This window comes from Cellulosilyticum lentocellum DSM 5427 (genome assembly GCF_000178835.2).
In the GTDB taxonomy this organism is placed as follows: Bacteria; Bacillota; Clostridia; order Lachnospirales; family Cellulosilyticaceae; genus Cellulosilyticum; species Cellulosilyticum lentocellum.
Map to the genome: position 1 here is coordinate 2,493,837 of NC_015275.1, position 25,756 is coordinate 2,519,592.

27 protein-coding genes are annotated in these 25,756 nt (G+C 34.1%); all 27 read right to left on the bottom strand.

What is annotated here, in order from left to right; all coding sequences use genetic code 11:
• Positions 1-33 precede the first annotated feature (33 nt).
• Complete coding sequence (locus CLOLE_RS11420; RefSeq protein WP_242825797.1) at positions 34-1,182, bottom strand: sodium ion-translocating decarboxylase subunit beta; 1,149 nt, start codon at positions 1,180-1,182, stop codon at positions 34-36.
• Between the two features lie 80 nt (positions 1,183-1,262).
• Entirely contained in the window at positions 1,263-1,649 is a 387-nt protein-coding gene (locus CLOLE_RS11425; protein WP_013657271.1) for a biotin/lipoyl-containing protein, read from the bottom strand.
• Between the two features lie 16 nt (positions 1,650-1,665).
• Positions 1,666-1,995, bottom strand: coding sequence for an OadG family protein (locus CLOLE_RS11430; RefSeq protein ID WP_013657272.1), 330 nt, complete (start codon positions 1,993-1,995; stop codon positions 1,666-1,668).
• A 40-nt stretch (positions 1,996-2,035) separates the two neighbouring features.
• Entirely contained in the window at positions 2,036-3,517 is a 1,482-nt protein-coding gene (locus tag CLOLE_RS11435) for an acyl-CoA carboxylase subunit beta (RefSeq protein ID WP_013657273.1), read from the bottom strand.
• A gap of 319 nt (positions 3,518-3,836) precedes the next feature.
• The gene (locus tag CLOLE_RS11440) at positions 3,837-4,559 is read right to left on the bottom strand and encodes a pseudouridine synthase (protein WP_013657274.1); all 723 of its coding nucleotides are present in this window, start codon (positions 4,557-4,559) and stop codon (positions 3,837-3,839) included.
• Between the two features lie 16 nt (positions 4,560-4,575).
• A complete protein-coding gene (locus CLOLE_RS11445; RefSeq protein WP_013657275.1) occupies positions 4,576-5,724 on the bottom strand; it encodes a D-alanyl-D-alanine carboxypeptidase family protein in 1,149 nt (382 codons plus the stop codon).
• Positions 5,725-5,817: 93 nt separating this feature from the next.
• Positions 5,818-6,432 (bottom strand): SMC-Scp complex subunit ScpB, encoded by a 615-nt coding sequence (scpB, locus tag CLOLE_RS11450; protein WP_013657276.1) that lies wholly within the window; start codon positions 6,430-6,432, stop codon positions 5,818-5,820.
• A complete protein-coding gene (locus tag CLOLE_RS11455; RefSeq protein ID WP_013657277.1) occupies positions 6,413-7,183 on the bottom strand; it encodes a segregation and condensation protein A in 771 nt (256 codons plus the stop codon). The genes scpB and CLOLE_RS11455 overlap by 20 nt, the downstream gene beginning before the upstream one ends.
• A 123-nt stretch (positions 7,184-7,306) precedes the next feature.
• The gene (locus CLOLE_RS11460; protein ID WP_013657278.1) at positions 7,307-8,497 is read right to left on the bottom strand and encodes a D-alanyl-D-alanine carboxypeptidase family protein; all 1,191 of its coding nucleotides are present in this window, start codon (positions 8,495-8,497) and stop codon (positions 7,307-7,309) included.
• A gap of 92 nt (positions 8,498-8,589) precedes the next feature.
• Positions 8,590-9,894: a pyrimidine-nucleoside phosphorylase gene (locus CLOLE_RS11465; RefSeq protein ID WP_013657279.1), complete on the bottom strand. Its 1,305-nt coding sequence runs from the start codon at positions 9,892-9,894 to the stop codon at positions 8,590-8,592.
• A 23-nt stretch (positions 9,895-9,917) separates the two neighbouring features.
• Positions 9,918-11,087 (bottom strand): phosphopentomutase, encoded by a 1,170-nt coding sequence (locus tag CLOLE_RS11470; protein ID WP_013657280.1) that lies wholly within the window; start codon positions 11,085-11,087, stop codon positions 9,918-9,920.
• A 134-nt stretch (positions 11,088-11,221) separates the two neighbouring features.
• The gene (gene xerD / locus CLOLE_RS11475; RefSeq protein ID WP_013657281.1) at positions 11,222-12,112 is read right to left on the bottom strand and encodes a site-specific tyrosine recombinase XerD; all 891 of its coding nucleotides are present in this window, start codon (positions 12,110-12,112) and stop codon (positions 11,222-11,224) included.
• Positions 12,113-12,608: 496 nt separating this feature from the next.
• Complete coding sequence (gene pyrR, locus CLOLE_RS11480) at positions 12,609-13,148, bottom strand: bifunctional pyr operon transcriptional regulator/uracil phosphoribosyltransferase PyrR (protein WP_041712975.1); 540 nt, start codon at positions 13,146-13,148, stop codon at positions 12,609-12,611.
• A gap of 235 nt (positions 13,149-13,383) precedes the next feature.
• Positions 13,384-14,298 (bottom strand): RluA family pseudouridine synthase, encoded by a 915-nt coding sequence (locus tag CLOLE_RS11485; RefSeq protein ID WP_013657283.1) that lies wholly within the window; start codon positions 14,296-14,298, stop codon positions 13,384-13,386.
• Complete coding sequence (lspA, locus tag CLOLE_RS11490; RefSeq protein WP_013657284.1) at positions 14,298-14,801, bottom strand: signal peptidase II; 504 nt, start codon at positions 14,799-14,801, stop codon at positions 14,298-14,300. Before lspA ends, CLOLE_RS11485 begins: the two co-directional genes overlap by 1 nt.
• A gap of 114 nt (positions 14,802-14,915) precedes the next feature.
• On the bottom strand, positions 14,916-15,560 hold the full coding sequence (locus tag CLOLE_RS11495) for a DivIVA domain-containing protein (protein ID WP_013657285.1): 645 nt from the start codon (positions 15,558-15,560) through the stop codon (positions 14,916-14,918).
• An 11-nt stretch (positions 15,561-15,571) separates the two neighbouring features.
• Positions 15,572-16,351: a YlmH family RNA-binding protein gene (locus CLOLE_RS11500; protein ID WP_013657286.1), complete on the bottom strand. Its 780-nt coding sequence runs from the start codon at positions 16,349-16,351 to the stop codon at positions 15,572-15,574.
• A gap of 5 nt (positions 16,352-16,356) precedes the next feature.
• On the bottom strand, positions 16,357-16,803 hold the full coding sequence (locus CLOLE_RS11505; protein ID WP_013657287.1) for a cell division protein SepF: 447 nt from the start codon (positions 16,801-16,803) through the stop codon (positions 16,357-16,359).
• Between the two features lie 20 nt (positions 16,804-16,823).
• Entirely contained in the window at positions 16,824-17,513 is a 690-nt protein-coding gene (locus CLOLE_RS11510) for a YggS family pyridoxal phosphate-dependent enzyme (RefSeq protein ID WP_013657288.1), read from the bottom strand.
• 16 nt (positions 17,514-17,529) lie between these two features.
• Complete coding sequence (locus CLOLE_RS11515; protein ID WP_013657289.1) at positions 17,530-19,494, bottom strand: HlyD family efflux transporter periplasmic adaptor subunit; 1,965 nt, start codon at positions 19,492-19,494, stop codon at positions 17,530-17,532.
• Positions 19,495-19,660: 166 nt separating this feature from the next.
• Positions 19,661-21,139, bottom strand: a complete 1,479-nt coding sequence (spoIVA, locus tag CLOLE_RS11520) for a stage IV sporulation protein A (protein WP_013657290.1) — start codon at positions 21,137-21,139, stop codon at positions 19,661-19,663.
• A gap of 84 nt (positions 21,140-21,223) precedes the next feature.
• Positions 21,224-22,213, bottom strand: coding sequence for an NAD(P)H-dependent glycerol-3-phosphate dehydrogenase (locus CLOLE_RS11525; RefSeq protein WP_013657291.1), 990 nt, complete (start codon positions 22,211-22,213; stop codon positions 21,224-21,226).
• A gap of 17 nt (positions 22,214-22,230) precedes the next feature.
• A complete protein-coding gene (gene plsY, locus CLOLE_RS11530) occupies positions 22,231-22,851 on the bottom strand; it encodes a glycerol-3-phosphate 1-O-acyltransferase PlsY (RefSeq protein ID WP_013657292.1) in 621 nt (206 codons plus the stop codon).
• A 2-nt stretch (positions 22,852-22,853) separates the two neighbouring features.
• The gene (gene der, locus CLOLE_RS11535; RefSeq protein ID WP_013657293.1) at positions 22,854-24,179 is read right to left on the bottom strand and encodes a ribosome biogenesis GTPase Der; all 1,326 of its coding nucleotides are present in this window, start codon (positions 24,177-24,179) and stop codon (positions 22,854-22,856) included.
• A gap of 120 nt (positions 24,180-24,299) precedes the next feature.
• Positions 24,300-25,118, bottom strand: a complete 819-nt coding sequence (gene pgeF, locus CLOLE_RS11540) for a peptidoglycan editing factor PgeF (RefSeq protein ID WP_013657294.1) — start codon at positions 25,116-25,118, stop codon at positions 24,300-24,302.
• Between the two features lie 11 nt (positions 25,119-25,129).
• Positions 25,130-25,498 carry a YraN family protein gene (locus CLOLE_RS11545; protein WP_013657295.1) on the bottom strand — a complete coding sequence of 123 codons (369 nt, stop codon included), beginning with the start codon at positions 25,496-25,498 and terminating at the stop codon, positions 25,130-25,132.
• On the bottom strand, positions 25,464-25,748 hold the full coding sequence (locus CLOLE_RS11550) for an EscU/YscU/HrcU family type III secretion system export apparatus switch protein (protein ID WP_013657296.1): 285 nt from the start codon (positions 25,746-25,748) through the stop codon (positions 25,464-25,466). The genes CLOLE_RS11545 and CLOLE_RS11550 overlap by 35 nt, the downstream gene beginning before the upstream one ends.
• Positions 25,749-25,756: the final 8 nt, after the last annotated feature.

Below are 25,756 nucleotides of genomic sequence, written 5' to 3' on the forward strand. Positions count from 1 at the left end.
ATGTATATGCTCATATGCTATTTTCTCATTCAATCAATTACCATAAATAGATAACAAAATGCCGGCTGCAATGGCTGAACCAATAACACCTGCTACGTTTGGTCCCATAGCATGCATTAAAAGGAAGTTGCTTGGGCATTCTTCTTGTCCGACCTTCTGAGCTACACGTGCTGCCATTGGAACTGCAGATACACCAGCTGCTCCAATAAGTGGATTGATTTTCTTACCACTTGTATAATACATGATTTTCCCAAATAAAACACCACCTGCAGTTCCTACACAGAATGCGGTAAGTCCAAGAATAACAACTTTAATAGTATCCCATGTAATAAAGGTATCTCCAGAAGTTGTTGCACCTACTACAAGGCCTAACATAATTGTAATAACAGACATAAGACCATTACTAGCTACTTCAGCTAGACGATTAGTACAACCTGCTTCTTTTAATAAATTACCAAACATTAACATACCTACCAAGGTTCCTGCTGAAGGTAAAAGTAAAGAAACAATAACAGTCACCGCAACGGGGAATACAATTTTTTCCAATCGAGATACTTGCCTAAGTTGTTCCATTTTAACCATACGTTGCTCTTTAGTTGTTAATGCTTTCATAATAGGTGGTTGAATAACTGGTACAAGTGCCATATAGGAATAGGCCGCTACAGCCACAGATCCTAATAGATGTGGTGCCAATTTAGTTGTTAAATAAATAGCTGTTGGACCATCTGCACCACCAATAATACCAATTGAAGAGGCTTCACTAGGATCAAATCCTAGAAGGAGTGCTCCCAAGAATGCAAAGAAAATACCTAATTGTGCGGCACCACCAAGTAATAAACTTTTAGGGTTCGCAATAAGTGGACCAAAGTCTGTCATAGCACCAATACCAACAAAAATGAGTGGTGGGAAAATACCTAATTCTTTTCCGAGTCCAAGGTAATCTAGTAATCCACCATTACCCTCACCTAGAAATTCAAAGAGGTCTTTAACTCCTCCATGCCCGTTGTACATATGAATCCCCGTGTTAGGAAGATTAACTAGCAACATACCAAATGCAATAGGAACTAATAATAAAGGTTCAAAACCTTTAGCAATAGCTAGATAAAGTAACACGCAAGCTACGCCAATCATTACAATATATTTCCAGCCGTCATTCGTTGTTACAATAGTGGTAATCCCCATCTCACTAATGAACTTTTGTATAGCTGTTGCAAATTCACTAAACATAGAAACGTTCCTCCTTCTTTTTGAGTCGTTTGGAACTAATTGAGTGTAACAATGACATCGTTAGTTTCAACTGCTGTACCTGCTGATACGTTAACAGAAGCTACAGTTCCTGCACTTGGTGCAAATATTTCGTTCTCCATTTTCATAGCTTCAAGAATAGCTACTAAATCTCCTTCTTTTACACTTTGTCCTATTGAAACTTTAACATCTACAATTTTACCTGGCATTGGTGCAACAATCTTAGTTGCATTAGCAGGCACTACAGTTGCCTTAGGTGCTACCATTTTAGGTGTTACTGCAGCTACTGGTGTCGCAGCTACCGGAGTTACTGGTGTTGCTACTGGTGTAAAGCTTCCTCCTAATTCTTCTACTTCTACTTCATATGTATTACCATTTACAGTTACTTGAAATTTTCTCATCATTAACGGCCTCCTTAAATTAAAGTGCTTTTCTTTGAACTTTTCTTAATGATCTTACTTGAAGTTGGTCACTAGTTGTTCCCATACTTGCAGCAATAGCGGCAGTAATAACTGCTATTAACTCAAGTTCATCTTGGCTGTTTTCTTCTATAGCTACAACTACTTCTTCTATAACACTAGCTTCAGATTCAACTACTTTTACATTGTTAGACTTATTCGCAAACATTCCCACCATTTTCCCTAATAAGACGATGGCACCGATAAGCAGTGCAAGCATTGTAAATACAATTACAATACTAAGTATAAATGTAGGAATCCCTTCTAAAAAAGCGCTGATACTTTGATTCATCTTTTTTCACCTACCTTTATGTTGGGTGCTTTACATACCTTTAACGTTCTTTAGTTGCAAGAACTTCCAAAGCAGCAATAATACGTTTACGCGTTGCTGCTGGCTCAATAATATCATCTACTAATCCTCTAGCTGCCGCTGCGTAGGCACTTGCTTGTATTTCATCATATTCTGCAGCTTTTTCAGCAAATGCTTCATTGGATAATGTACCTTCTGCTAATTCTTTTGCATACATAATCTTCATAGCACTTTCTGTATTTAAACTTGCTACTGTTGCAGTTGGCCATGCATAAGTCATATCGCAACCTAATGACTTACTATTCATAGCTAAATAACCACTTCCAAAAGCATGATTAAGAATTACATTTACTTTTGGCACACTTGCCTCTGTGAACGCCTTCGTCATCTCACTACATGCTTTAATGATTCCTAACTTTTCTGTTGCAACCGTAGAAGTAAAACCTTCTATATCTGTAAGTGTTATAATCGGTATATTATAGGTATCACATACTCTAACAAAATGAGCTATTTTCTTTACCCCTGAATAATCCATACGAGTATCTGTATTGGCTATAATACCAACTGTTCCACCGTCCATACGTGCAAAAGCTGTTAATGCTGTTTTTCCATAAGCTTCATTTAATACGAATAGTTCTCCTTCATCTATAATAGAGGTAACAATATCTTTTACTTCTTGTGTTTCAAAATTAAAACCATTAAGACTTGCATCTACGCGGTTAATATCATCTATCACTTCATAAAATGGTCCTTCTTCCCCACTGTTTTGAGGTAAGTAAGAAAGTAAGCGTATAACATCTTCAATTAAAACTTCTTCTTGCTCTTCGATAATGGTAGCAAGTCCACTTTCTTCAAAATGTACTTTAGCTGTTGCAATAGCATCAAAACTAGCTGTTTTATCATCTAAAGTATTAGGACTATTTAAAAAGACACGAGCTGATTTACTGCTCATAAATACAAAATCAGATAAACCTGCAATAAAAGCTGCACCGCCAGCACAATCACCTGCAATAACTGCTATTTGCGGAATAATTTCTGATGCTTCTACCATTTTTTCATAAATCATGCCATAACCTTCTAAAGCATCTACACTTTCTTGTAATCTGACACCTACTGTGTCTATGAATCCTACTACTGGCGCACCTACTTTTAGGGCTTCTTCGTAAATTCTAACTATTTTTTTTGCATGCATTTCACCTAGTGCACCACCTAAAACGCTTGCATCTTGGCTGTACACATAAACAGGATTACCATTAACTGTCCCATAACCTGTTACAACACCATCAGCAGGTGTTTCATTATTTCTCATGTTAAAAGCAGTACTTCTACTTGTTATGAAAGTACCTACTTCCACAAAGCTATTTTCATCTAGCAATATACTAATACGTTCTCTTGCAGCTAATTTCCCCTGTGCAAGTGCTACTTTTTTAGCTACGTCATTGCTTTTTGTGATTATAGCGGCCCTACGAGATTCTAATTCAGATAATTTTTCTAAAGTGCTCATCTGGTACCCTCCATTGAAAAATTTTTAAAACAAAGTGTAAAAATCGCCATCTTTATTTTACTAAACTAACAATCAACATTCAAGCTAAATATAGAATTTTATAAGTTTTTACTAAAATAATGTAATATTATATTTTTTATCAATAGCAATTTTCAATCAAAAACTATATTTTTGATTGATTTTTTGTAATCTTTACACATCCTTAACAAATTTATCTGATTATTTACTCCTATATCTTTTTAGATTTTATTAATCAATAATTTTATAACTAAAACACCAGTATTAGCAGAGAAACAATCTACTGATACTGGTGTTTTAGTTATACTTCTTCTATTATTGCAATACTTTTTAAATAATCCACTTCTTCTTTTGTTAAAGCCCTATATTCTCCCACTTTAAGTGAACCTAGCTGAATACTTCCCACTGACAACCTTTTTAGTTGTACTACCGGATAGCCTACTGCTTCACACATTTTTCTAATTTGACGATTACGACCTTCATGAATAGTTATCTTAAGCCATGTATGCTTTGCATTTTGTTTTACTACTTCTACTTCAGCCGGATAAGTTTTTCGGTGGTCAATCATAACCCCTTTTCTTAACATATCCAAGCTACGTTCAGTAACTTTTCCACTAAGCTTAACTTCATAAGTTTTATTAACGTGATGCTTTGGATGGGTAAGTCCATAAGTTAAAGCACCATCACTGGTCAATAATAATAGACCTGAGGTATTATAATCCAGTCTCCCCACCGGAAAAATTCTTGTTTTAACACCTTTCATTAAATCCAAAACCGTTGCTCTTTGTTTTTCATCTTGCACTGTTGTTACATATCCTGCCGGCTTATTTAACATATAATAAACATGCTTTTCTTCTAATTGCACACGCTTATGATTATAGTAGACCTCATCATCTTCTTCTACTTGTGTTCCTAAAGTCTGTATGATTTGTCCGTTAACCGATACTTTCCCTTCTAAAATAAGTTCTTCACATTTTCTTCTAGATGCAATGCCACAGCTTGCTAAATATTTTTGTAATCTCATAATACCCCTTCTTTATTTAGTCATTTCCTTTAATCCATTTTTTAATATAATCAAGTAGTGTCGCCTTTGGTACTTCCTCACTTGCTAGAAGTGGTACTTTAGCTAAAGTAACCCCTTCACATATGACTTGTACTTCTCCTATTATATCCCTTTTATGAACGGGTGCTACTAATTGCGTTGGTACTACTTTTTTTATATAAACATTTGCTTTTTCTACCTCTGTTAAGGGAAGTATAATCGTCTCATCACAATCTAAAGACAAACTTTCTATCAGTGCCTTTTCAATTGCAACCTTGGCTATATTTCTTTGTGGCTCAACAAGCGTATATTTTTTATAATACTTAAAGCCATAGTTCATCATGTTAATGACATCTGTATACTTTTGTGTTTTACCAGCTTTTCCCCAACCAGATCCTAAAGCAGCTCCTATGAGTTGCATGTCATTTTTATAGGCTGCACCTACAAAACAATGACCTGCTTTATTAGTAAAGCCTGTTTTAATACCGTTAGCTCCCTCATAAGAATAAAAAAAACGATTCTTATTTTGTAACCCATAAGTATGGCTTCCTTCTGTAGGAATAGTAGGAATTTGAATGGTAGCCGTTGTTATAATCTTAACGAATTCTGGATTTTTTAGTGCATAAGCTCCAATTAAAGTCATATCATAAGCGCTTGCATAATGTCCTTCAGCATCTAAACCATTAGGTGTTTTAAAAGAAGTATGTTCAGCTCCTATCTCTTTAGCTTTCTCGGTCATTTGTTCACAGAATGCTTCTACCGATCCTGCAATATGTTCTGCTACTGCTACTGCTGCATCATTATCAGATTGTAGCATCAAAGCATAGAGCAAATCTCCTAACCTTTGTTTTTCTCCTACCTTTAAATGTAGCTTAACTGGTGGGGCACTACTTGCTCTCTTGGATATTGTTACAACATCTAAGAGATTACCTTTTTCTATAGCAAGGATACAAGTCATTATCTTTGTAGTGCTTGCCATAGCTAAGGGTTCATAACCGTTTTTTTCATATAAAACACGTCCACTTTCTTGTTCGATTAAAACAGCACCCTTAGCACGCACTTTTGGCAGTTCACTATTTGCATAGCATAGTGAGCTTACTAACATACTGCCTATTAATATAAAAGATAAGATGATTTTCTTTTTCATGCTTTCACTCCTCTAGTTTCATTGAAGCACTCAATATTGTCTCATTCTAAATCTTCCCTTATATTATAGACTTTATGCATTTTTTAAATAGTGCTATTCCTCAACATCTAAAGCCAAATTTACTTCTTCTTTCATAGCCTCATGATCTTCATAATAACTCATTTCTTCTCTTACTTCTTCTTTAAACTTCTCTAAAAGCTCTTCTTTAATTTTAGGTAGTTCTTCTAAATTTCTAAATCCAAAATGACGTAGGAATTCATTAGTTGTACCAAATAAAATCGGTCTCCCTATAACATTCAATCTTCCAACCTCTTCAATAAGTCCATATTCCATCAACTTACTCATAGCATGCTCACATCGTACACCTCTTATATCCTCAATCTGTGTTCTTGTAATAGGCTGCGAATAAGCAATAATAGCTAGTGTCTCAATCAATGCTTGTGTTAAAAGATTTTTAACCGGCTTCTGTCTATAAAGTTGAATGATTTCTGTGTGCTTAGGTGATGTACACATTTGATAGCCATCATCAACTTCTATAATTTCAATCCCACTATTCGTTTGTCCATAATAATCATTTAAGTGATTAATGGCCATGTGGACCGAAAAAGCTTCTGTATTACAAATTTCACACAATCTTTTTTGTGAGATAATGTCTCCTGCATAAAAAAGCAGGGCTTCAATACTACTTTCAAGCTCTGTCTTCTTCATCCACTATTCCTCCTTTTATAACAATATCACCTGTGGGTTCTTCTTGTAAAACAGTTACTTCTTTCTTATGAATCAGCTCTAATAAAGCCATAAAAGTAACAATAAGTTCTATTTTAGGCATTTCCTTTTTACAAATGGTAAAAAAGGTCGTCTTTCCCTCTAAAGCAATAAGATTACGTATGTAGATACTTTTTTGCTCGATGGTATAAGTATCCTTCTTTAAAATGTTATGATCAATTTTACGTTCTTCTTTTGTATGTTGTTCCCATTCCTTTTGCTTCATGAGTTGCTCAAAAGTGTCATACAATAATTTTAAACTAACATTTTCTAGAATGGCATCGTAATCAATTGCACTCTCTGGAATATCAATTTCTGCTGGCTTATTTCTAAAACAATACTGACTACTCTCTCCTTGACATGCATTTAATTTTTCCGATACATATTTTACCTTCTTATATTCTAATAATTTTCGTACCAGTTCTTCTCTTGGGTCTTCTTCTACTTCTTCTCCTGGTTTTGGATGTTTTGGTAAAAGCATGCGTGATTTAATATAAAGCAATGTAGCAGCCATCACAATAAAATCACTCATTTGATCCAATTCAACTTCTTCCGCTTCATCTAAATAGGTCATATACTGATCTGTAATAGAAGATATTTCTATATCATAAATATTCATTTTATTTTTATCTATTAAATAAAGTAATAAATCTAATGGACCTTCAAAATCCTGTAACTTAAACAATACAGCCACTTAAGGAGCCTCCTGTCAACTTTTGTTATATACTAAGTGTAGTCGCTTGTCACTATTTATGCAAGCATTAAATATAACGTCAGAAAAAGCATAATAAGAGTTACTCTCTTATTATGCTTTTTCTCACTTGGATAATTTAAAAAAGCGTTTACACATATAAGGAACCATCTGTTTAAGTGTAGCCTTCTTAACATCTGTTGCAGATATAAGCTGTCCCTTTCCCACTTCATTTCCATCTAAATAATAGGTCATTTCTCCTACTATAGCCCCTTTAGAAATAGGTGCTATCAGTGGCTCTCTATAATGAGCTTCATAAGTGAGTTCACTATTTGTATTACTCTTAGGTACGACAAAAGCTTTCGTTTCTTTAGTAGCTACATTTATTTTAGAAACATCGCCTTTTTTAATAGGTGCCTCACCTATAATTGTACCAATAGTTGGCCCAACTTTTACTTTGTAATTAGCAAAACCATAGTCTAAAAGCTGCCCTGCTTCTTGAAAACGTGTTTTACCATCTGCAGCACCCATAATAACTGCGATTAATCCCATATTATCTCTTGTTGCAGTAGCACTTACACAATGTTTTGCTTCTGGGGTATAACCCGTTTTTAACCCTGTAATCCCTTTATACCATTTAAGCATTTTATTGGTATTGGATAAACCAAACTCTGACTCTCCTCTTCTTGTTCTATGAGTAATTGTATCCATCCAAGTTGTTAGCGTTTTGGTGATTTCAGGATGCCCATTTACTAACGCTCTTGACATTAAGGCAATATCCCTTGCCGTTGATACATGTCCTTCTGTATGAAGACCACAAGCATTCTTAAAAACAGTATGGGTCATTCCTAACTCTGCGGCACGTTTATTCATAAGCTCTACAAACTGCTCTTCACTTCCAGCAATATATTCACTCATAGCAACAGCAGCATCATTAGCTGAAGCAATACAAATACATTTTACTAAATCACGTACAGTCTGTTCTTCTCCAGGTTCCATAAAGACTTGAGAGCCACCCATATGTGCTGCATGCTCACTAATAGTTACTTTATCTTCCCAGTTAATTTTTCCGGTATCTACTGCTTCATTAATGAGTAACAAGGTCATTACTTTTGTAATGCTCGCCGGTGGTAAAGGCTCATCTGCATTTCGCTCTAATAAAATTTTACCACTCGATTCCTCCATGAGTATATAACTTCTAGCTGTTGCTGCTAAAGTTTGATTGGTATTCTTCTTAGGTGTTGCAGCTGCAAAAACCTGAGAACAACACATGATGATAAGTAATAAAAAGATAACTCCTACACGTTTACTTTTCATAACTGTCCTCCTTATTATCTTTTGTCTGTAGTATTTGTAATTCCATACAATTTATACCTATAGACTTATATAAGAGAACAGTATTGTTATCTTTAATGAATAATATCGTAAATTAAATCCGGTTTTTCTATTTGTTGATCACTTATTTTATAAGCTTTTTCTAAGATTGAAGTTGCTAAATTATATTTTTGTTCATTATTATAATAGATGGTTGCAACTGGTTCATCGACATTTATTTTATCACCTATTTTTTTATGAATAACAATGCCTACTGCTAAATCAATACTACTTTCTTTTGTTTCTCTACCTGCACCTAATACAAGCGCAGCTTTTCCTACTGCTTCTGCATTGATAGCTTCTACATAACCTATTTGATTCAAACAAAAATCTCTATGGTATGGTGCTTGTGGTAAGTAGCTAAAATCGTCTACTGCTCGCTCATCTCCCCCTTGTAACTTAATCCATTCCTTTAACTTATCGATAGCAGCTCCTGTAGATAATAAGTCTTGAATCTGATTTTTAGCAGCTTCCACATCTTTTGCCAAACCAGCTAGCATAAGCATATGGCTAGCTAAGGTAATCGTTAATAAAGTTAAATCTTCAGGTCCTTTACCTCTTAATGTATTAATCGCCTCCATTACTTCTAAGGCATTACCTACTGCATATCCTAATGGCTGATTCATATCAGATACAACAGCCATGGTTTGGCGCCCTACATGATTGCCTATATCTACCATAGCTTTTCCTAATGCTTTTGCATCCTCTAATTTTTTCATAAATGCACCTGTACCACACTTAACATCTAAACAGATGGCATCTGCTCCAGAAGCAATCTTCTTTGACATAATAGAGCTGGCTATAAGCGACATATTGTCTACAGTTGCTGTTACATCTCTAAGCGCATAAAGTTTCTTGTCTGCAGGCGCTAAATCTCCGCTTTGACCAACTACAGCAATATGGTGCGCATTCACATTGTCGAAAAACTGTTCTTCTGTTAACTCTACTTTAAAGCCTTCAAATGATTCCAGTTTATCAATGGTCCCTCCTGTATGCCCAAGACCACGTCCCGACATCTTAGCTACCTTTGCTCCTGCAGCTGCTACAAGAGGTGCCAATACTATCGTTGTTTTATCACCTACACCACCTGTACTATGTTTATCTACCTTAATGCCCTGAATAGGAGATAAATCTATTTGATCTCCACTACTAGCCATAGCCATAGTTAAATACGCTGTTTCTTCTAAAGACATGCCTTGAAAATAAATAGCCATTAATAAAGCTGATACCTGGTAATCTGGAATATCACCTTTTGTATAACCTTGTACTACAAAATCTATTTCTTCTTTTGTTAAAGCCAGCCCTCTTTTTTTGCAATCAATAATGTCATACATTCTCATTTTCTTACTTTCCTCCCGTTCTATTACTTATAAACTTCTTTCAAGAAACTTTCACCTATCTTAAGTTGTGGAAGATTAAATAACTCACATAAAGTTTGCCCAATATCCGCAAAACTCTTTCTTGTTCCTAAATTAATACCTTCTTTTATTTGTTTACCAATTACTAAAAGTGGGACATATTCTCTTGTATGGTCAGTTCCTGGTGCCGTCGGGTCACAACCATGATCTGCTGTAATAATAAGTATATCCTCTTCCTTTAAAGCTTCCACTATTTGTGGTAATGCTTTATCAAAGGCTTCTAAACCTTTACCATAACTTGCTGGATCATTACGATGTCCCCATTTCATATCAAAATCAACCAAATTAGTAAAAATAAGGCCTTCTTGATGTTTTGTCATGCATTCTAATGTAACAGCAATACCATCATTATTATCCTTTGTATGAATAGCTTCGGTGATGCCTTGACTATTAAAAATATCTTCGATCTTTCCAACTGCTACCACTGGCACACCACCTTCTTCACAGTAAGATAAAAGGTTGGGTTTTGGTGGACAAATAGCATAGTCTCGTCTGTTAGCTGTACGTGTAAAATGGCCCTCTTCTCCTGTAAATGGTCTTGCAATAACACGCGCAACTTCATGCTTACCTTTTAATAAATTACGTGCAATTTCACACATTTCATATAGCTTTTCTAATGAAATAACAGATTCATGAGCTGCAATTTGAAAAACACTATCTGCTGATGTATAAACAATAGGATATCCTGTTTTTACATGCTCTTCACCCAATTCTTCAATAATAGCTGTACCTGATGCTGTACAATTCCCCAAGGTTCTTCTACCGATTTTTTCTTCAAAGGCTTTCATAATTTCTTCCGGAAAGCCATTTGGATAAGTTGGAAATGGTACTTCTGTATAAATACCCACCATTTCCCAATGACCTGTCGTTGTATCTTTTCCTTTAGATAATTCACTCATTCTTGCAAAACTGCCTTTTGGTGATTCATATCTAGGGAGTGCTTTCATCCCTTCTATATTCCCTAATCCATAACTTATCATATGATTTAATTCTAGTCCATTACAGTGCTCATACACATGTGCAATTGTATTTACATCTCCATCACCATATTGTTTTGAATCAGGCATTGCTCCCATTCCTACGCTGTCTAAGACTATCCATATTGCTCTTTTCATCTCTTACCCTCCTAATTCTTAAGTGATTACTTAAACTTTCTACTATTATCACTTAGCTTCATATTGATTAACCTTTATTGTACCACATTCTGCAAAAAAATTGCACAAAAAAACTAGGAGATTACCTCCTAGTTTCATGCTCTTGGATGTGTTTTATTATACACATCCATTAACTCCTCTGTTTCTTTATTCAGATGCATATAAACTTGTGTAGTTGAAATATCTGAGTGCCCTAGCATTTGCTGCACGGATTTTAAATTAGCACCATTTTGCACTAAATGTGCTGCAAAAGAATGTCTTAACATATGGGGAGTAATCTCACCTTGAATATGTGCAGCATTAGCATAGGTCTTTAAAATCTTCCAAAAACCTTGTCTTGTCATAGGATAGCCATTGCAATTAACAAATAACGTTTTATCATTTGCACTACGGATTAAAATGTGTCTTACTTCTCCCAAATACATATTTAACGCTGAAATGGCAGATTTACCAATAGGAATGGTTCGTTCTTTTTGAGCATCCCTACATATAATATACCCTTGTTGCAAATTAATATCTGTTGTTTTAAGTGAAATGAGCTCTGATACACGGATCCCTGTAGCATATAGCAGTTCAAGCATGGCTCGATCACGTATTCCTTTAGTATCTTTTTTATTAGGTTGTTCTAATAAAGAGCTAATTTGCTCCTGCGATAAAATACGAGGCGCTTTTTTCTCTATCTTAGGTAAAGCTATTAATCTAGCTGGATTCTCATTTAGCACTTGTTCTTTTACAAGATATTGGCAAAAGGCACGAATAGATGCAAGAGTACGGGAAATAGTTGCAGTTGATTTCTCTTCATCTTTCATATGCTCTAAATAGACTTTAATTTGCTGATCTGTCAAAGACTGAATCTCTATTTTCCCCTGTTCTTCAACATAACGTTCAAAATATCTCAAATCTCTTTCATAAGATTGCACCGTATTATCTGAAGCACGCTTAATATGCTTTAAATAATACAAAAATGATGTAATATACTCCTCCATAGCAATTCCCCTTTAACACAACATATTCTCATGCTTATAGTATTTTATTCCATTATAACCAAAATGACATTTGATGTCTATATTATTTCATTTTTATGTATAATTTTGTACTTTCTAAAATAATTATACCAGATAATAATGCCTTAATTAAAAGATTTTATTCACCTTTTTTTATTTTCTCCTAAAACAAAAAGGCTTATACCTTTTTTAAATAGAAAGTATAAGTCCTTTATCATGCAGTTGTATACATATTAAATATCTGTTGAGAAATCTTATTAGGAACAACCCTAAAAAGTGCTGCAATGCGTAAAATTCCTGGGCTATAAACTTTTATAGCAGCAGCCCTCTTGTATTTTCTCCATAAGTTGTAATAGCTAGTCCACCAAGTAAACCTGCTACTACAACTGCTAAATCATCTCCAAACAAGGCAAAAAGATGCTGAAGCCCTAAATTACTTTTTTACCGCTCCTTCATCTTTGCATGCCTCTTTCCCTTCTTAACCTTTACTTACTAAACGTACAACACTTTCTGAGTCCACTTCTTTTAAACGTACTTGGACAATTTCCTTTTTGGAAGTCGGAATGTTTTTTCCAACAAAATCAGGTCTAATAGGAAGCTCCCTATGTCCACGATCAATGAGTGTAGCTAATTTAATAAAACTTGGTCTTCCTATATCCATCAACGCATCCATTGCTGCACGTACAGTTCTTCCAGTAAAAATAACGTCATCTACTAAAATGACCCCTTTTCCATTAATATCTGAAGTAATTGAATGTGCTTCAGTAAACGGTTGGTCAAATTTCTTTTCTAAATCATCTCTATAAAAAGTAATATTAATACTCTCCACAGGCACTTCACTATTTTCAATAGATTTAATCTTATTTGACAAGATTTTGGCAAGAGGTACTCCTCTTGTTTCTATACCTATTAAAATCAAGTCTTTAGCACCTTTATTGGCTTCTATAATTTCATGAGCAATTCGTGTTACAGCACGATTCATTGCTGCCTCATCCATTAAAACTTTTATTTCATCCATATAAAAATCCATCCTTTTATCCGTTATTATTTCAATAAAATAATCTCATTATTCCTGTATCTCTGGTCGCTTAAACTAAAGCATTCACATTTCTAGATAAATAATAAAGAGACCTTTTATCGAAAGGTCTCTGAGTATTACACATGAATTGCCCATCTAATATGGCCTTATTTCTTTTGTGTATCCTTATTAGCCTCACGTGCTACTTTAAAGGAATATGATTTGACTTATTTTCTCATAATTTTCTTAGTTTGTCAATTACTCGTACAAAGTAGTCTGGTAACTCACTTTCAAAATACATTTCTTTATGAGTAATAGGGTGCGTAAACCCTATTACTTTTGCATGAAGCATCTGCTTATTAATACCAAAGCTCATTTTTGTAGGGCCATATACAGGATCTCCCAAGAGTGGGTGACCTATATGCTTCATATGAACACGTATTTGATGAGTCCTACCCGTATGAAGTGTAAGCTCAATATAAGTAAATTGTTTAAACCGTTCAAGTACTTTATAATCCGTCTTGGCATACCGTCCATCACGTACTATGGCCATTTTTTTGCGATCTTGCGTTGAACGTCCAATAGGTTCTTCAATTGTTCCCTCATCCTCTTTAAAACCACCATAAACAATAGCATGATATTTTCTAGTAATGTGATGGTCTTTTAGTAATTCTGACAATCCTAAATGGGCCTTATCATTTTTTGCAATCATCAGTAATCCGGAAGTATCCTTATCGATACGATGTACAATACCTGGCCTAATTTCTCCATTAATTCCAGACAATTTATCTTTACAGTGGTAAAGTAAACCATTAACTAATGTACCAGAATAGTTACCTGGAGCCGGATGAACAACCATATCCTGAGGCTTATTGACAATCATTAAATCATCATCTTCATAAACAATTTCAATATCAATTGGCTCTGGTATAATATCTACCTCTATAGGATCTGGTATAGTCATTATAATATGATCATCTGCTTTAACTTGATACTTGCTATTAATCACTTTTTGATTAACTAGAATACCACCTTTTTCTATTTGTTTTTGTATAAAGGAACGCGTATATTCAGGAAACACTTCTGCCAAATATTTATCTACTCTTCCTTTTGCTTCACTATTTACAATATGCTCAATCTTTTCTGCCATTAATTTATTTCCTCTTCAATATTTTCCTTCTCTATATTTGCCTTTTTTTCTTCTAAGTCTCCAAACAACAGAACAATCATTAGTAGGGCTACTCCTACTACTACAAACATATCTGCCACATTAAAAACGGGAAAATTAATAAGAATAAAATATATAAAATCACGCACATAACCTAAAAACAATCTATCAATCAAATTCCCAATTGCACCACTAATAATTAAAACAAAGGCAACTCTTCCCCAATTTCCCCATTTTGATTTTGGGAGTTGTCTGATATATATGAGCATCCCTATAATAATAATACTTGTTATGATAATAAGAAATCCCTGTTTACCACTTAATATTCCCCAAGCTGCTCCTTCATTTTTCACATAATGGAAATGAAATACATTTTCCCATATTTTAATGTCTTCTTGATTCATTAATGTAGACACAGCCCAAATCTTTGTTAACTGATCTATTCCCACTAGGGCTATTATAATAAGTGTTATTGCAACTATCATACTTTCCTCCTTAGCCTACTAGAAAAAAACGTGCTCATCAAGCACGTTTTTATGTAGTCATTTAAATATACAGCATCCATCTATTTAGTATATCACTCTTTACAATAATCATACTTATTTATTCAGTAAGGAGGATATTTCTTCATCTGACACAGGAATATATTCCTTCGTAAAATATTCTTCTTCTGTCGCCTCCGTTTGAGGTACTTCTACACTTGCTACGGTTTCTTTTTCAATAGCAGCAAAAGCTTGTACTAAATCATCTTGAGCAATAGTTGCTCTAGCATCACCTTGTTCCAATAATTCCATCTGTGATTGAAGTAGTTGTTTAAACTGTGCTTTATAAGATAAGTATTGCCTCTTAATATCTTCAACTTTTTGGCTTAATTCAAAAGCTTCTTGCCTACCTTGCTCCACAATTCTGGCAACGCGTTCCTCAGCCAAACTAGTCATCTTTTCAGCTCTTTGTTCAGCTTCTTTTTTAATTTCTTCTGCTTTTTCATAAGCTGCACCTTTTGTATCTTGCGCTGTTTTATCTGCTAAAACAAGTACATTCTGTATCGTAGATTCCATAGTACGATAATATTGTACACTTTCATTTAAAGCATTAATCTTATCCTTTAGGGCATAGTTTTCATTAATTACCTCTTGATAACTTTTTAATATTTCATCAAGAAAGTCATTAACTTCTTCAATATGATAGCCACCTATTTTACTTTTTCTAAATTCCTTGTTTTGAATGTCAACTGGTGATAACATGTTGTTTCCCCCTATACATATTTTTCTATTGTAATATGAATCCTATCCTTTTTTGTTAATCCACTTATTTGCTTAAGCTTAATTTTACCATATCCTCTAACAGTAATATGGTCCCCTTCTTTTATAAGCTGCTTATTTGTACTCGTCACACCATTACATTTTACACGGTCTGCTTGAATAAGTTTTGTACAGACACCCCTAGATAATCCAAAACCTGCTGCTACTATAACATCTAACCGTAAAGAAGCTACAGTTGTTTCATAACTTTTAATCTGAGGAGGATTAATCTGCAATTGTGAAAAAGGGATTACTTGCTGTTCAATATTTTGACATTTCCCAATACTTAGTAAATTACTATAAATATAGGAAACCATAGACTCATTAGCAATGATGTATGCCCCAAATGGTTTTATTACGATGTCTCCTATTGTCTCTCTTTCAATTCCTAGACCTAATAAAGCACCTAGGTAATCTCTATGTGTAAGTGCCTTTCCAATCCCAGTCTTAACCTTTAGTTCTAAGGCCATAATAGGAAAATCTTCCTCTTGAATTTCATAAGGAGCAATACCTAATACTTGTCTTTCTGCTTCTTCAAAACCACCGTAAAAATAACACATTTGTTTTGTAGATTCCTCTATATAACGATCTATCATACTTAACAACCATTCTTTATTATAAAAATCCGTAAAAATGGGTCTAAATTGCTGCTCTGATCGTTTGCTATATTCAAGCATCATTTTTACAAAGCGTTTTTCATCTGCATCATTTATATGATTTAACGATAGCTTCATCAGTATTAGAGTGTAGGCGGAAACACACTACGTTGTTTTAATTTTTCTGGATTAATATTAACATGCTCTGGTGCAAAAATAAAAATACAGTCCGTTACTTTTTCAACTGTTCCATTAAGTGCACAACAAGCTCCTGTTAAATAATCCACTGCACGTTGCATCTCATGAGCAGCTAGTTTTTCCATATTAACAATGATAGGTTTTCTATTTTTAATGTAGCCACAAATCTCACCTGTCATATCATAACTTAACATGGTAAAATTAAGTAATTCCATACGATTAGGCTGATTAAGAGAAACAACCTTAGGTGTATTCATTGGTGGTATATGAGTTTGATGCATAACATTTCTATTAACTTGCTCCACTTCTTGTTCCATTTCCTCTAACTCATCTTCATCAAATTCATCTTCTGGTATAAAAATATTCTTAAATTTTGACATAAAGCCGCTCATTTGTATTCCTCCCAAAAAAATTATTTAGTGTAATCTCTATTTCCAAAAATAGCCGTGCCGATACGTACCATGGTAGCACCTTCTTCTATTGCTATTTTATAGTCATTACTCATCCCCATTGATAATATATCGCTACTTATATTATCAAACTTTTGCTTTTGTATGTCAACCGATAAATCGTAAAGTTTCCTAAATATGGGTCTATTTTCTTCAGGATTAGCTACAAAAGGGGCTACCGTCATTAATCCTCTCACTCTGATATGTTTCATTTTTGCTAATTCTACCATAATAGGTATTACCTCTTCTACTAAGAAACCATGCTTTGAAGCTTCTTTTGCTACATTAACTTCTATCAAAATATCTGTTATATACCCTTTTTTAGCTGATTGTTTTTCTATTTCTTCAGCCAGTTTTAAACGGTCTACAGAATGAATAAGAGTTGTTCTTCCAATAATGTATTTAACTTTATTAGTTTGGAGATGACCTATTAAATGCCAATGAACAGATTCATTTAATTCATCCATTTTTTGTACTAATTCTTGTACGTGATTTTCACCAAAATCTTTACATCCTAAAGTTATTGCTTCTTGTATAGACGCCAAAGGATACGTTTTTGAAACAGCAATTAATGTAATATCCTCTACCTTTCTCCCACTTTTTATTGCTGATTCCTCTATTTCTTTCCTTATCATTTCTAGTCTTTCTTTCATTTCATCCTCACCTTCATTATTCATTTTGCACATTCATATCTTCTAGTAATTGGTCAATCTTTATACTCTTAGGATTTGAAATCATTTTATCCATTTCTTTAAGTTGTGTATTTCCGTCATACTTAACAATAGCATATTCTCCACTGACCAAATCAATCTCTACAGTCTTAAACTGAGCAATTTTCCCATTAATAACATAAACACCTTGCTTTGTTTCTATCTCTGTTACTTCATAGGAACTTCCCGATTGGGGATCCACCAAAACATTATTGACTTGTACATTATTACTATTAGTAATATCTTGTCGTATATAGTTATTATCCTCTTTTTGATATTGTATTTTAATAGGCACAAATTCTGTTACTTCACCTACTTTTCTATAAACACCTAATTGCCCTTCATTCTCTATACAATAAGTTGCTGGGATTTTCAACATATTCTGCTCCACAATGGCTTGCAGTGGAATTTTAAGACCTGTCACATTTTTATTCCCAATAGAAAAATCAACATATCTCAAGTCTAAAAAGTTGCTTATCTGATCACTTGTTTCAAATACTAGTTGTATACGCTTATCATCTTCAGCTTTTTTAGAAACTAATTTAAAAGTGACTTGCTTACTATTCGTGCCGGTAAAGTCAAGATTATAATTTTGCCCTTCCTTAAAAGCTTCATCTTGCGATAAATCTACATAACTTATTATATACCACTTATTATCTAAAATAATCTTATAAACAGGTTCTTCTTTAGTTACTTCGCTTTTATTAAGATAGCTTACATTAGAGTTTTTAATAATACTATTATATTTATCATAATTAAGTGTCTCTATCACTTCTGATAAATTAGAAGTTTCTTGTCCATCTAATTTATATGATATAATCCCTGCTTGTGGTGCTGTTTTACCTAGTCGGTACTGATTGATATTAGCTTGAAGTTCTGTTTTTAGTACTGCTATGCTTTGTTCTTGATCCTGTTGCTCTTGAGTATAAATGCTTGTCCGCTTATTAACATTTTGATCTAATTGATTACGTAATGTATAAATAAAGTGGGTTGTATTTTCATAACGATTATCATAGAAAGCCTCTATATCTGCTTTTACCTCTTCATTTAAATCATAAATTTGATCTTGATAAAAGGAGATATCTTTACGTTCTTCTGCTTTCTGATAAATTTGCTCATCTACCTCATTCTCTGTCTTAGTTGACTGTGCTAACTGCTCCTCATCTACTAAAACATAAACCAGTCCATCCTTCTTTACTTTTTCTCCTTCAGAAACGACATACTGAACGTTTCCTTCATCTTGGCTATATACCACTTGCTCATTTCTTAAAATAATACCGCTTAGACTTCTTGAATTATCAATTGTTCCTGTTTTAACAACCTGATAAGAAATTTTAGGTTTAGTGAGTGCTTCTTTTATCTCTATAGCTCCCCATACCCCAAAGGTTGTAAAAATCATTACAAGTGCTATTCGTAATATCAATTGACGTTGCTTCCTTTTCTTATTTCTATAAATCTGCGCTCTTGTAAGCTTATTATTCTTCTTTATCTGCTCTCTTCTCATGTGCGGAGAATTATTTTCTTGTGTAACTTGCCTGTTAGGAGTAACATATTGCTCCTTTATATAAGGTGTTGTATTTTGATTCGTATATGAGGTAGCACTGTATGGATTTGTATATGATTGTTGATACCCCCTGTCTCCTCCTCTAACATAAGAAGATTCTTGCCTTTTTGGCGTGGTTTTATTTCTATTAGCGGAAGTACTCTTACTACTAGTTTTGCTTCTAACATCTTTTTTTCTATTATCATCTACCTTTTGCATGGTTGTATTAGTCTTGTATGTAGAACGTGTACGTGATTGTACTGGCATATGAGTAGCATAAGGATTAAAATAGCTTCCTTCACCATAGGTAGTATGTCCCTTAGACGTGGGTTGCTTTTTATTGGTTTGCTTGATTTGATTCTTTTTACCACTATTTTTCATTTATTCACTTCCAATTCTATCCTTAATACTTATCATCATATAATGTAATAGCTTATCTTGCAAGATATTACCTCTAAAAAGCTAATAATTTGACAGAGGTTTTTTATTTTTATCATTCCTTTCTAACCTTTTATTTTTTCCATAAAAAAAGGCACATCATGTGCCCTTAAAGAAGGATGCAAATTAAACCGCCATTTCCTTCATTTATAATTTTTTGTAGTGTTTCTTGTAATTTTTGTTGCGCATCTTCTGGCATTCTAAATAGTTTATTTTGTAATCCTTCGTTTACTAATTCATGAAGTGATTTTCCAAAAATATTTGATTCCCAAATCTTTGTAGGATCTGTTTCAAACTCACTTAAAATATTATTAATTAAATCTTCACTTTGTTTTTCTGTTCCAACAATAGGTGCAACTTCGGTTTGAATATTGGCTCGTATAATGTGATAGCTTGGTGCACTAGCCCTTAGTTTAACACCAAAACGATTACCTTGCTTAATAATTTCTGGTTCTTCTAATTTTAGCTCATCGAATACAGGACTAACTACTCCATAGCCTTTTTCCTTTACTTCATTCATAGCATAAGCTACCTTATCGTACTCTTTTTTAGTAGTAGCTAATTCTTTAATAAGCTTCATAAGCTCATGATCTCCATGAATTTCCATACCTGTCGTTTCAGAAAGTACTCTATAAAAGAGTTCTTCCGTTGTATTAATATCGACCTTTACAACGCCTTCTCCTAATTGAATCTTTTCTAAATAGACATTTTTAACAAAATCTAAAGCTCTTAATTCATTGGTAGCTTCTTTAATCTGTCTAATATTCTCTACATTTGCAATTTGTTCCTTTACACAATCAATCCATGCTTTTTTCACCCAATGCTCATTATCTAAGGTTTCTACCCATTTAGGGAGCATGAATTGAATTTCATTAAGTGGGAATTCATATAAGATTTTTTCTAATAATTGATGAATATCCTCTGTTTTCATTTGGGCAATATCCATTGGTACCACTGGAACATCATATTCTCTTGATAATTTACTGGTAGATTCAATAACTTCTGTATCAAAAGGTTTCTTCGTATTGTACACTACAATAAAAGGTTTTCCTAAACGCTTCAATTCATTAATGGCACGCTGTTCCCCTTCTATGTAACTATTTCTAGAAATATCAGTAAAACTTCCATCTGTAGTCACTACGACACCAATGGTAGAATGATCTGTAATAACCTTTTTAGTGCCAAGTTCTGCTGCTTGTGAAAAAGGAATTTCTTCTTCAAACCAAGGCGTTTTAACCATACGAGGTGTATTATTATACAGGTGGCCTTCAGCTTCTGGTACAATATAACCTACACAATCAATCATTCGTACTTTAACTTCAAAATCTCCCCCTATAGTAATACCAATAGCTTCATTTGGTATAAACTTGGGCTCTGTTGTTGTAATAACTTTGCCATCCCCACTTTGAGGTAATTCATCTTGTGTACGTTCTTTACTATGCTCATTTTTAATATTAGGGAGTACCAATGTTTCCATAAAACGTTTAATAAAGGTAGATTTTCCTGTTCTAACAGGTCCAACTACCCCTATGTATATATCCCCATTTGTCCTTTCAGAAATATCTTTGTAAATATCATAGTATTCCATATGAAAGCCTCCTTATATTTTAATTGTATGGGTACATTAAAATATATTGTACAAAAGGCAGATATATACCACTTTTATTCATTTTTAATGTTCGTCTTTTTTATCTCTTAGCATAAGATTATAAATAGTCTCTTTAACTGGCTCATTTTCAAAAATAACCTTATATATAGCATTTAGAATAGGCATCTCAACTTGATACTTTTGCATTAATGCATAACCTGCTTTAGTTGTGGGAACCCCTTCTACTACCATATTAACCTTTTGAATAGCCTCGTCCATTGTATAGCCTTGACCAATTAATTCACCAGCACGACGATTACGACTATGTCCACTTGTACAAGTTACAATTAAATCTCCTATTCCTGTAAGACCTGCGAATGTATTAGGCTTACCGCCCATAGCAATACCTAATCTCGTCATTTCTGCAATGCCTCTAGTCATAAGTGCTGCTTTCGTGTTATCACCAAACCCCATACCTTCTACAACGCCTGCTGCTAAGGCAATTACATTTTTAAGTGCGCCACCTATTTCAATACCAATTAAGTCTTCATTAGTATATACTCTAAAATACATATCCATAAATAAATCTTGTATCTCATAAGCATATTTCATATCTTGGCTACTCACAGTAACTGTTGTTGGAATATGTCTTGCTACTTCTTCAGCATGACTTGGCCCAGAAAGTACAACTACCGGATTAGGGAGTACAGATTCAATAACTTGTGAGAGTCTAAGCAAGGTTTCTTCTTCCACACCTTTTGCGACATTAACAATAATTGTACTTGGCTGTAAATAATCTTTCATCTTTTGGGCAGTCGCTCTAACAGCTTTAGAAGGTACTGCCATAACAGCAACTTCTGCTTCTTCCAATGCTTCTGCCATAGAAGTTGTAAAATTAATCTCTAAAGGAATTTTAATTCCTGGAAGACACCTTTTATTTTCTCTATGTTGCAATATGTCCTCTTTTTCTTTTTCTTCATAGCACCAAAAAGTAACGTTATTCCCTTTTTCATTCAGAAGTAACCCTAAAGCTAAGCCCCAACCACCTGCTCCAATAACTGTTATCTTTTTCATCTTAAAACCTCCTAACACTACTTTTTACTTGTTAACCTTGCTTCATTACCTTCTATTAATCTCTTGATATTGGCTTTATGCCTATAGAAAGTAAAACCTGTAACCAAAAGTGACAGAACCATGGCCTCAATACCTATATTCCCTTTGCCAGAATAAAAAATAATAATCATAATAGGAATCGAGGCTGTCATAATAAGAGAGCTAATCGATACAATTCGTGTTATTGCAAATGTTATCAAGAATAGTGCTGCTCCTATTAAAAACAAACGATAATCTATTCCGATTAGTGTTCCTGCTGTGGTTGCAATACCTTTTCCACCTTTAAAATGAAAGAATAGAGGAAAACTATGTCCTAAAACAGCACCTATGCCACTATAAAACGTAATCAAAATAGTTGCATCTGGATGATTTGGTGAAAACAGCAATTTTGCCACATAAATAGCTATAATTGCTTTAAGTATATCAATGAGTAAAACAAGAAATCCTGCTTTTTTCCCTAATACACGAATGGTATTAGTTGTTCCTGCATTACCGCTACCTTGTGTTCTAATATCAATGCCTTTTAATTTACCACATAATATTGCTGATTGCACACCGCCAAAAAGATACCCAATAAGTAATGCCCCTAATCTATACATTTTTATTCTTTCGCCCCTTTTTCTCTTACAATAAATCGAAGTGGTGTGCCCTTAAAACCAAAGGCTTCTCTCATTTGATTTTCGATATAACGTTGGTATGAAAAATGCATTAGTTCTTTATCATTTACAAAAATAACAAATGTAGGCGGTTTAATACTTACTTGTGTCATATAGAAAATTTTAAGTGGCTTACCTTTATCACTTGGTGGCTGATTCATAGCCATCGCTTCATATAATACATCATTTAAAACACCTGTACTAATACGTTGGGACTGATTTTGTGCAATTGCATAAATTGTATCAAATAATTTAGGAATACGTTGACCTGTTAAAGCTGAAATGAACATACATGGTGCATACTGCATATAAGCTAATGTATTTGTAATCTTTTTCAAATAAGCATTCATTGTTTTATCATCTTTTTCAATGGCATCCCATTTGTTAACAACAATAATACAACCTTTTCCTGCCTCATGCGCCATACCTGCTATTTTAGTATCTTGTTCTGTAATTCCCTCTTCTGCATCAATAAGAATCAGAACTACATCTGCACGATCAATAGCTGCTATTGTACGGATAATGCTATACTTTTCAATGTTTTCTTTGATTTTACTACGTCTTCTAATACCTGCAGTATCAATGAGTACATATTCTTGACCTTCAATAGTCACTTCTGTATCTACAGAATCACGTGTAGTTCCTGCTATATTACTTACAATAACACGCTCTTCTCCTACAATTTTATTAACTAAAGAAGACTTTCCTACATTTGGCTTACCAATAATCGCCACTCTTATTTTATCATCTTCCTCTGCTTCTGCATCTTCATCTGGGAAATAGCTTACTACTTCGTCAAGCATGTCTCCTAAATTTAAAGCTTGTCCAGAAGAGATAGGAATAGGTTCACCAAGTCCTAGGTTGTAAAATTCATACATGCCCATTGTTTGATGAACCATATCATCGACCTTATTCACTACTAAAACAACTGGTTTGTGTGACTTTCTAAGCATATTAGCAACGTGAGTATCTGCATCTGTCATACCCGTCTTTACATCCACCAAGAAGATAATCACATCCGCTGATTCAATAGCTGCTTCTGCCTGTCTTCTCATCTGACTTAAGATAATATCTGTACTATCTGGCTCAATACCACCTGTATCAATAATAGTGAATTTATGATTAAGCCATTCTACCTCTCCATAAATACGGTCTCTTGTTACACCTGGTGTATCATCTACTATTGACGTTTTTGATTTTGTTAATCTATTAAATAAAGTAGACTTTCCTACGTTAGGTCTACCTATTACAGCAACAATCGGTTTACTCATTTATCTTTCTCCTTTTAATATTAATTTAAAATCTTTAGCTTATCTAAAGTACCTTTTTTCTAATGTACTGATAATCCCTAATTCTGTCAAGAGTCTGCACCTATTCTCAAAAAAGTCACGTTATTTTAAGCACATAAATGCGCCTGATGTTCCTCTTTTACCTTGAGTTTTTCTGTGTGAAAAGAATAAATCTGAATGACAACACGTACAGATTTGGCTTTGAATGATATTTTCCTTTAAAATCCCTGCTTCAAGAAGTATCCTTTCATTACATGCCCATAAATCAATATGATACTTATCATCATATTCATGGGCAATAATAAATGATGCTCCTGGAAACTGATTACTAAATTGGTCTGCCACCTCAGCACCTACTTCAAAACAGCATGAGCCTATAGATGGCCCTATAGCCACTTGAATGTCACTAGCCAAAATACCTTCCTTTTCCCATAACTCAATCATCTTCTTTCCAATTCTACCTACGGTTCCTCTCCATCCGGCATGAGCCATACCTATCATACCATATTTAGGTGCATAAAAAAACAAGGGAACACAATCTGCATAGTGTGTCACTAATGTGACCCCCTTCTCTCTTGTATAAATGCCATCTTTACTTTTCCACTTGTTAGGTTGTATAATACCATTCCCTTTATCTTCTTGAGTCACTTTTGCAATTTCCAATTCATGTACTTGTTTAGATAGCACAAGCGAATCCAGTGTTACTTCTAGTGCATCACATACTCTCCTATAATTTTCTATAACGCTTGTTTCTTTATCACCTCTATTAAAACCAAGATTTAAGCTGGACCACTCCCCCTCACTTACACCACCTGTTCTAGTAGTAAAACCATGTACTAAAGCTTCGTTTTCCCATGGTGTAAAAATTAGGTAAGTTAACTCTCCTTTTGTAATAAACTTAAATGATGCTAAATCTATCATGTCAAATCCTCCTAAAATGCCGCTTCTAAATGTGTTATGCTAGTTTCCAAGATTTCAATCACATCAAAGCGACTTGCTACTTCATAACCTATCTTTGTTCTTAAATAGTACATAGCCGTACGTAAGATGTGCTGTCTTTTCTTATAATCAACTGCTTCTCTTGGATAACCATAATCTACTCTTTTTCTATATTTTACTTCTACAAATACAATATATTCATCATCCTTAGCAATGATGTCAATCTCACCGAAACGACACCTATAGCTATGTTCCAAAATCGTATAATGCTTAGCTTCTAAATAAGCTATTGCTAATAGTTCATATTGTGTTCCTAGTAAACGCTTATTACTTATGCCCTCTCGTTTTGGCGTAAAGCTCATCCATATCACCTACAAATACTAAGACTTTTGCTACAAGCTCATATAGTTCTGTTGGAATTTGTTCTCCTACTTGTAACTCTGCTAAGATTGTAGCCAACTTCTTGTCTTCATAAACAGGCACATGATGTTTTTTAGCTTCTTCCAGTATATTTTCTGCTACTTTTCCACTTCCACTAGCAACAATAGTAGGTGCATTCATATCTTCTTGATAAGATAAGGCAACAGCTTTCATTCTTTGCTTCTTTTTCATTACGCCCT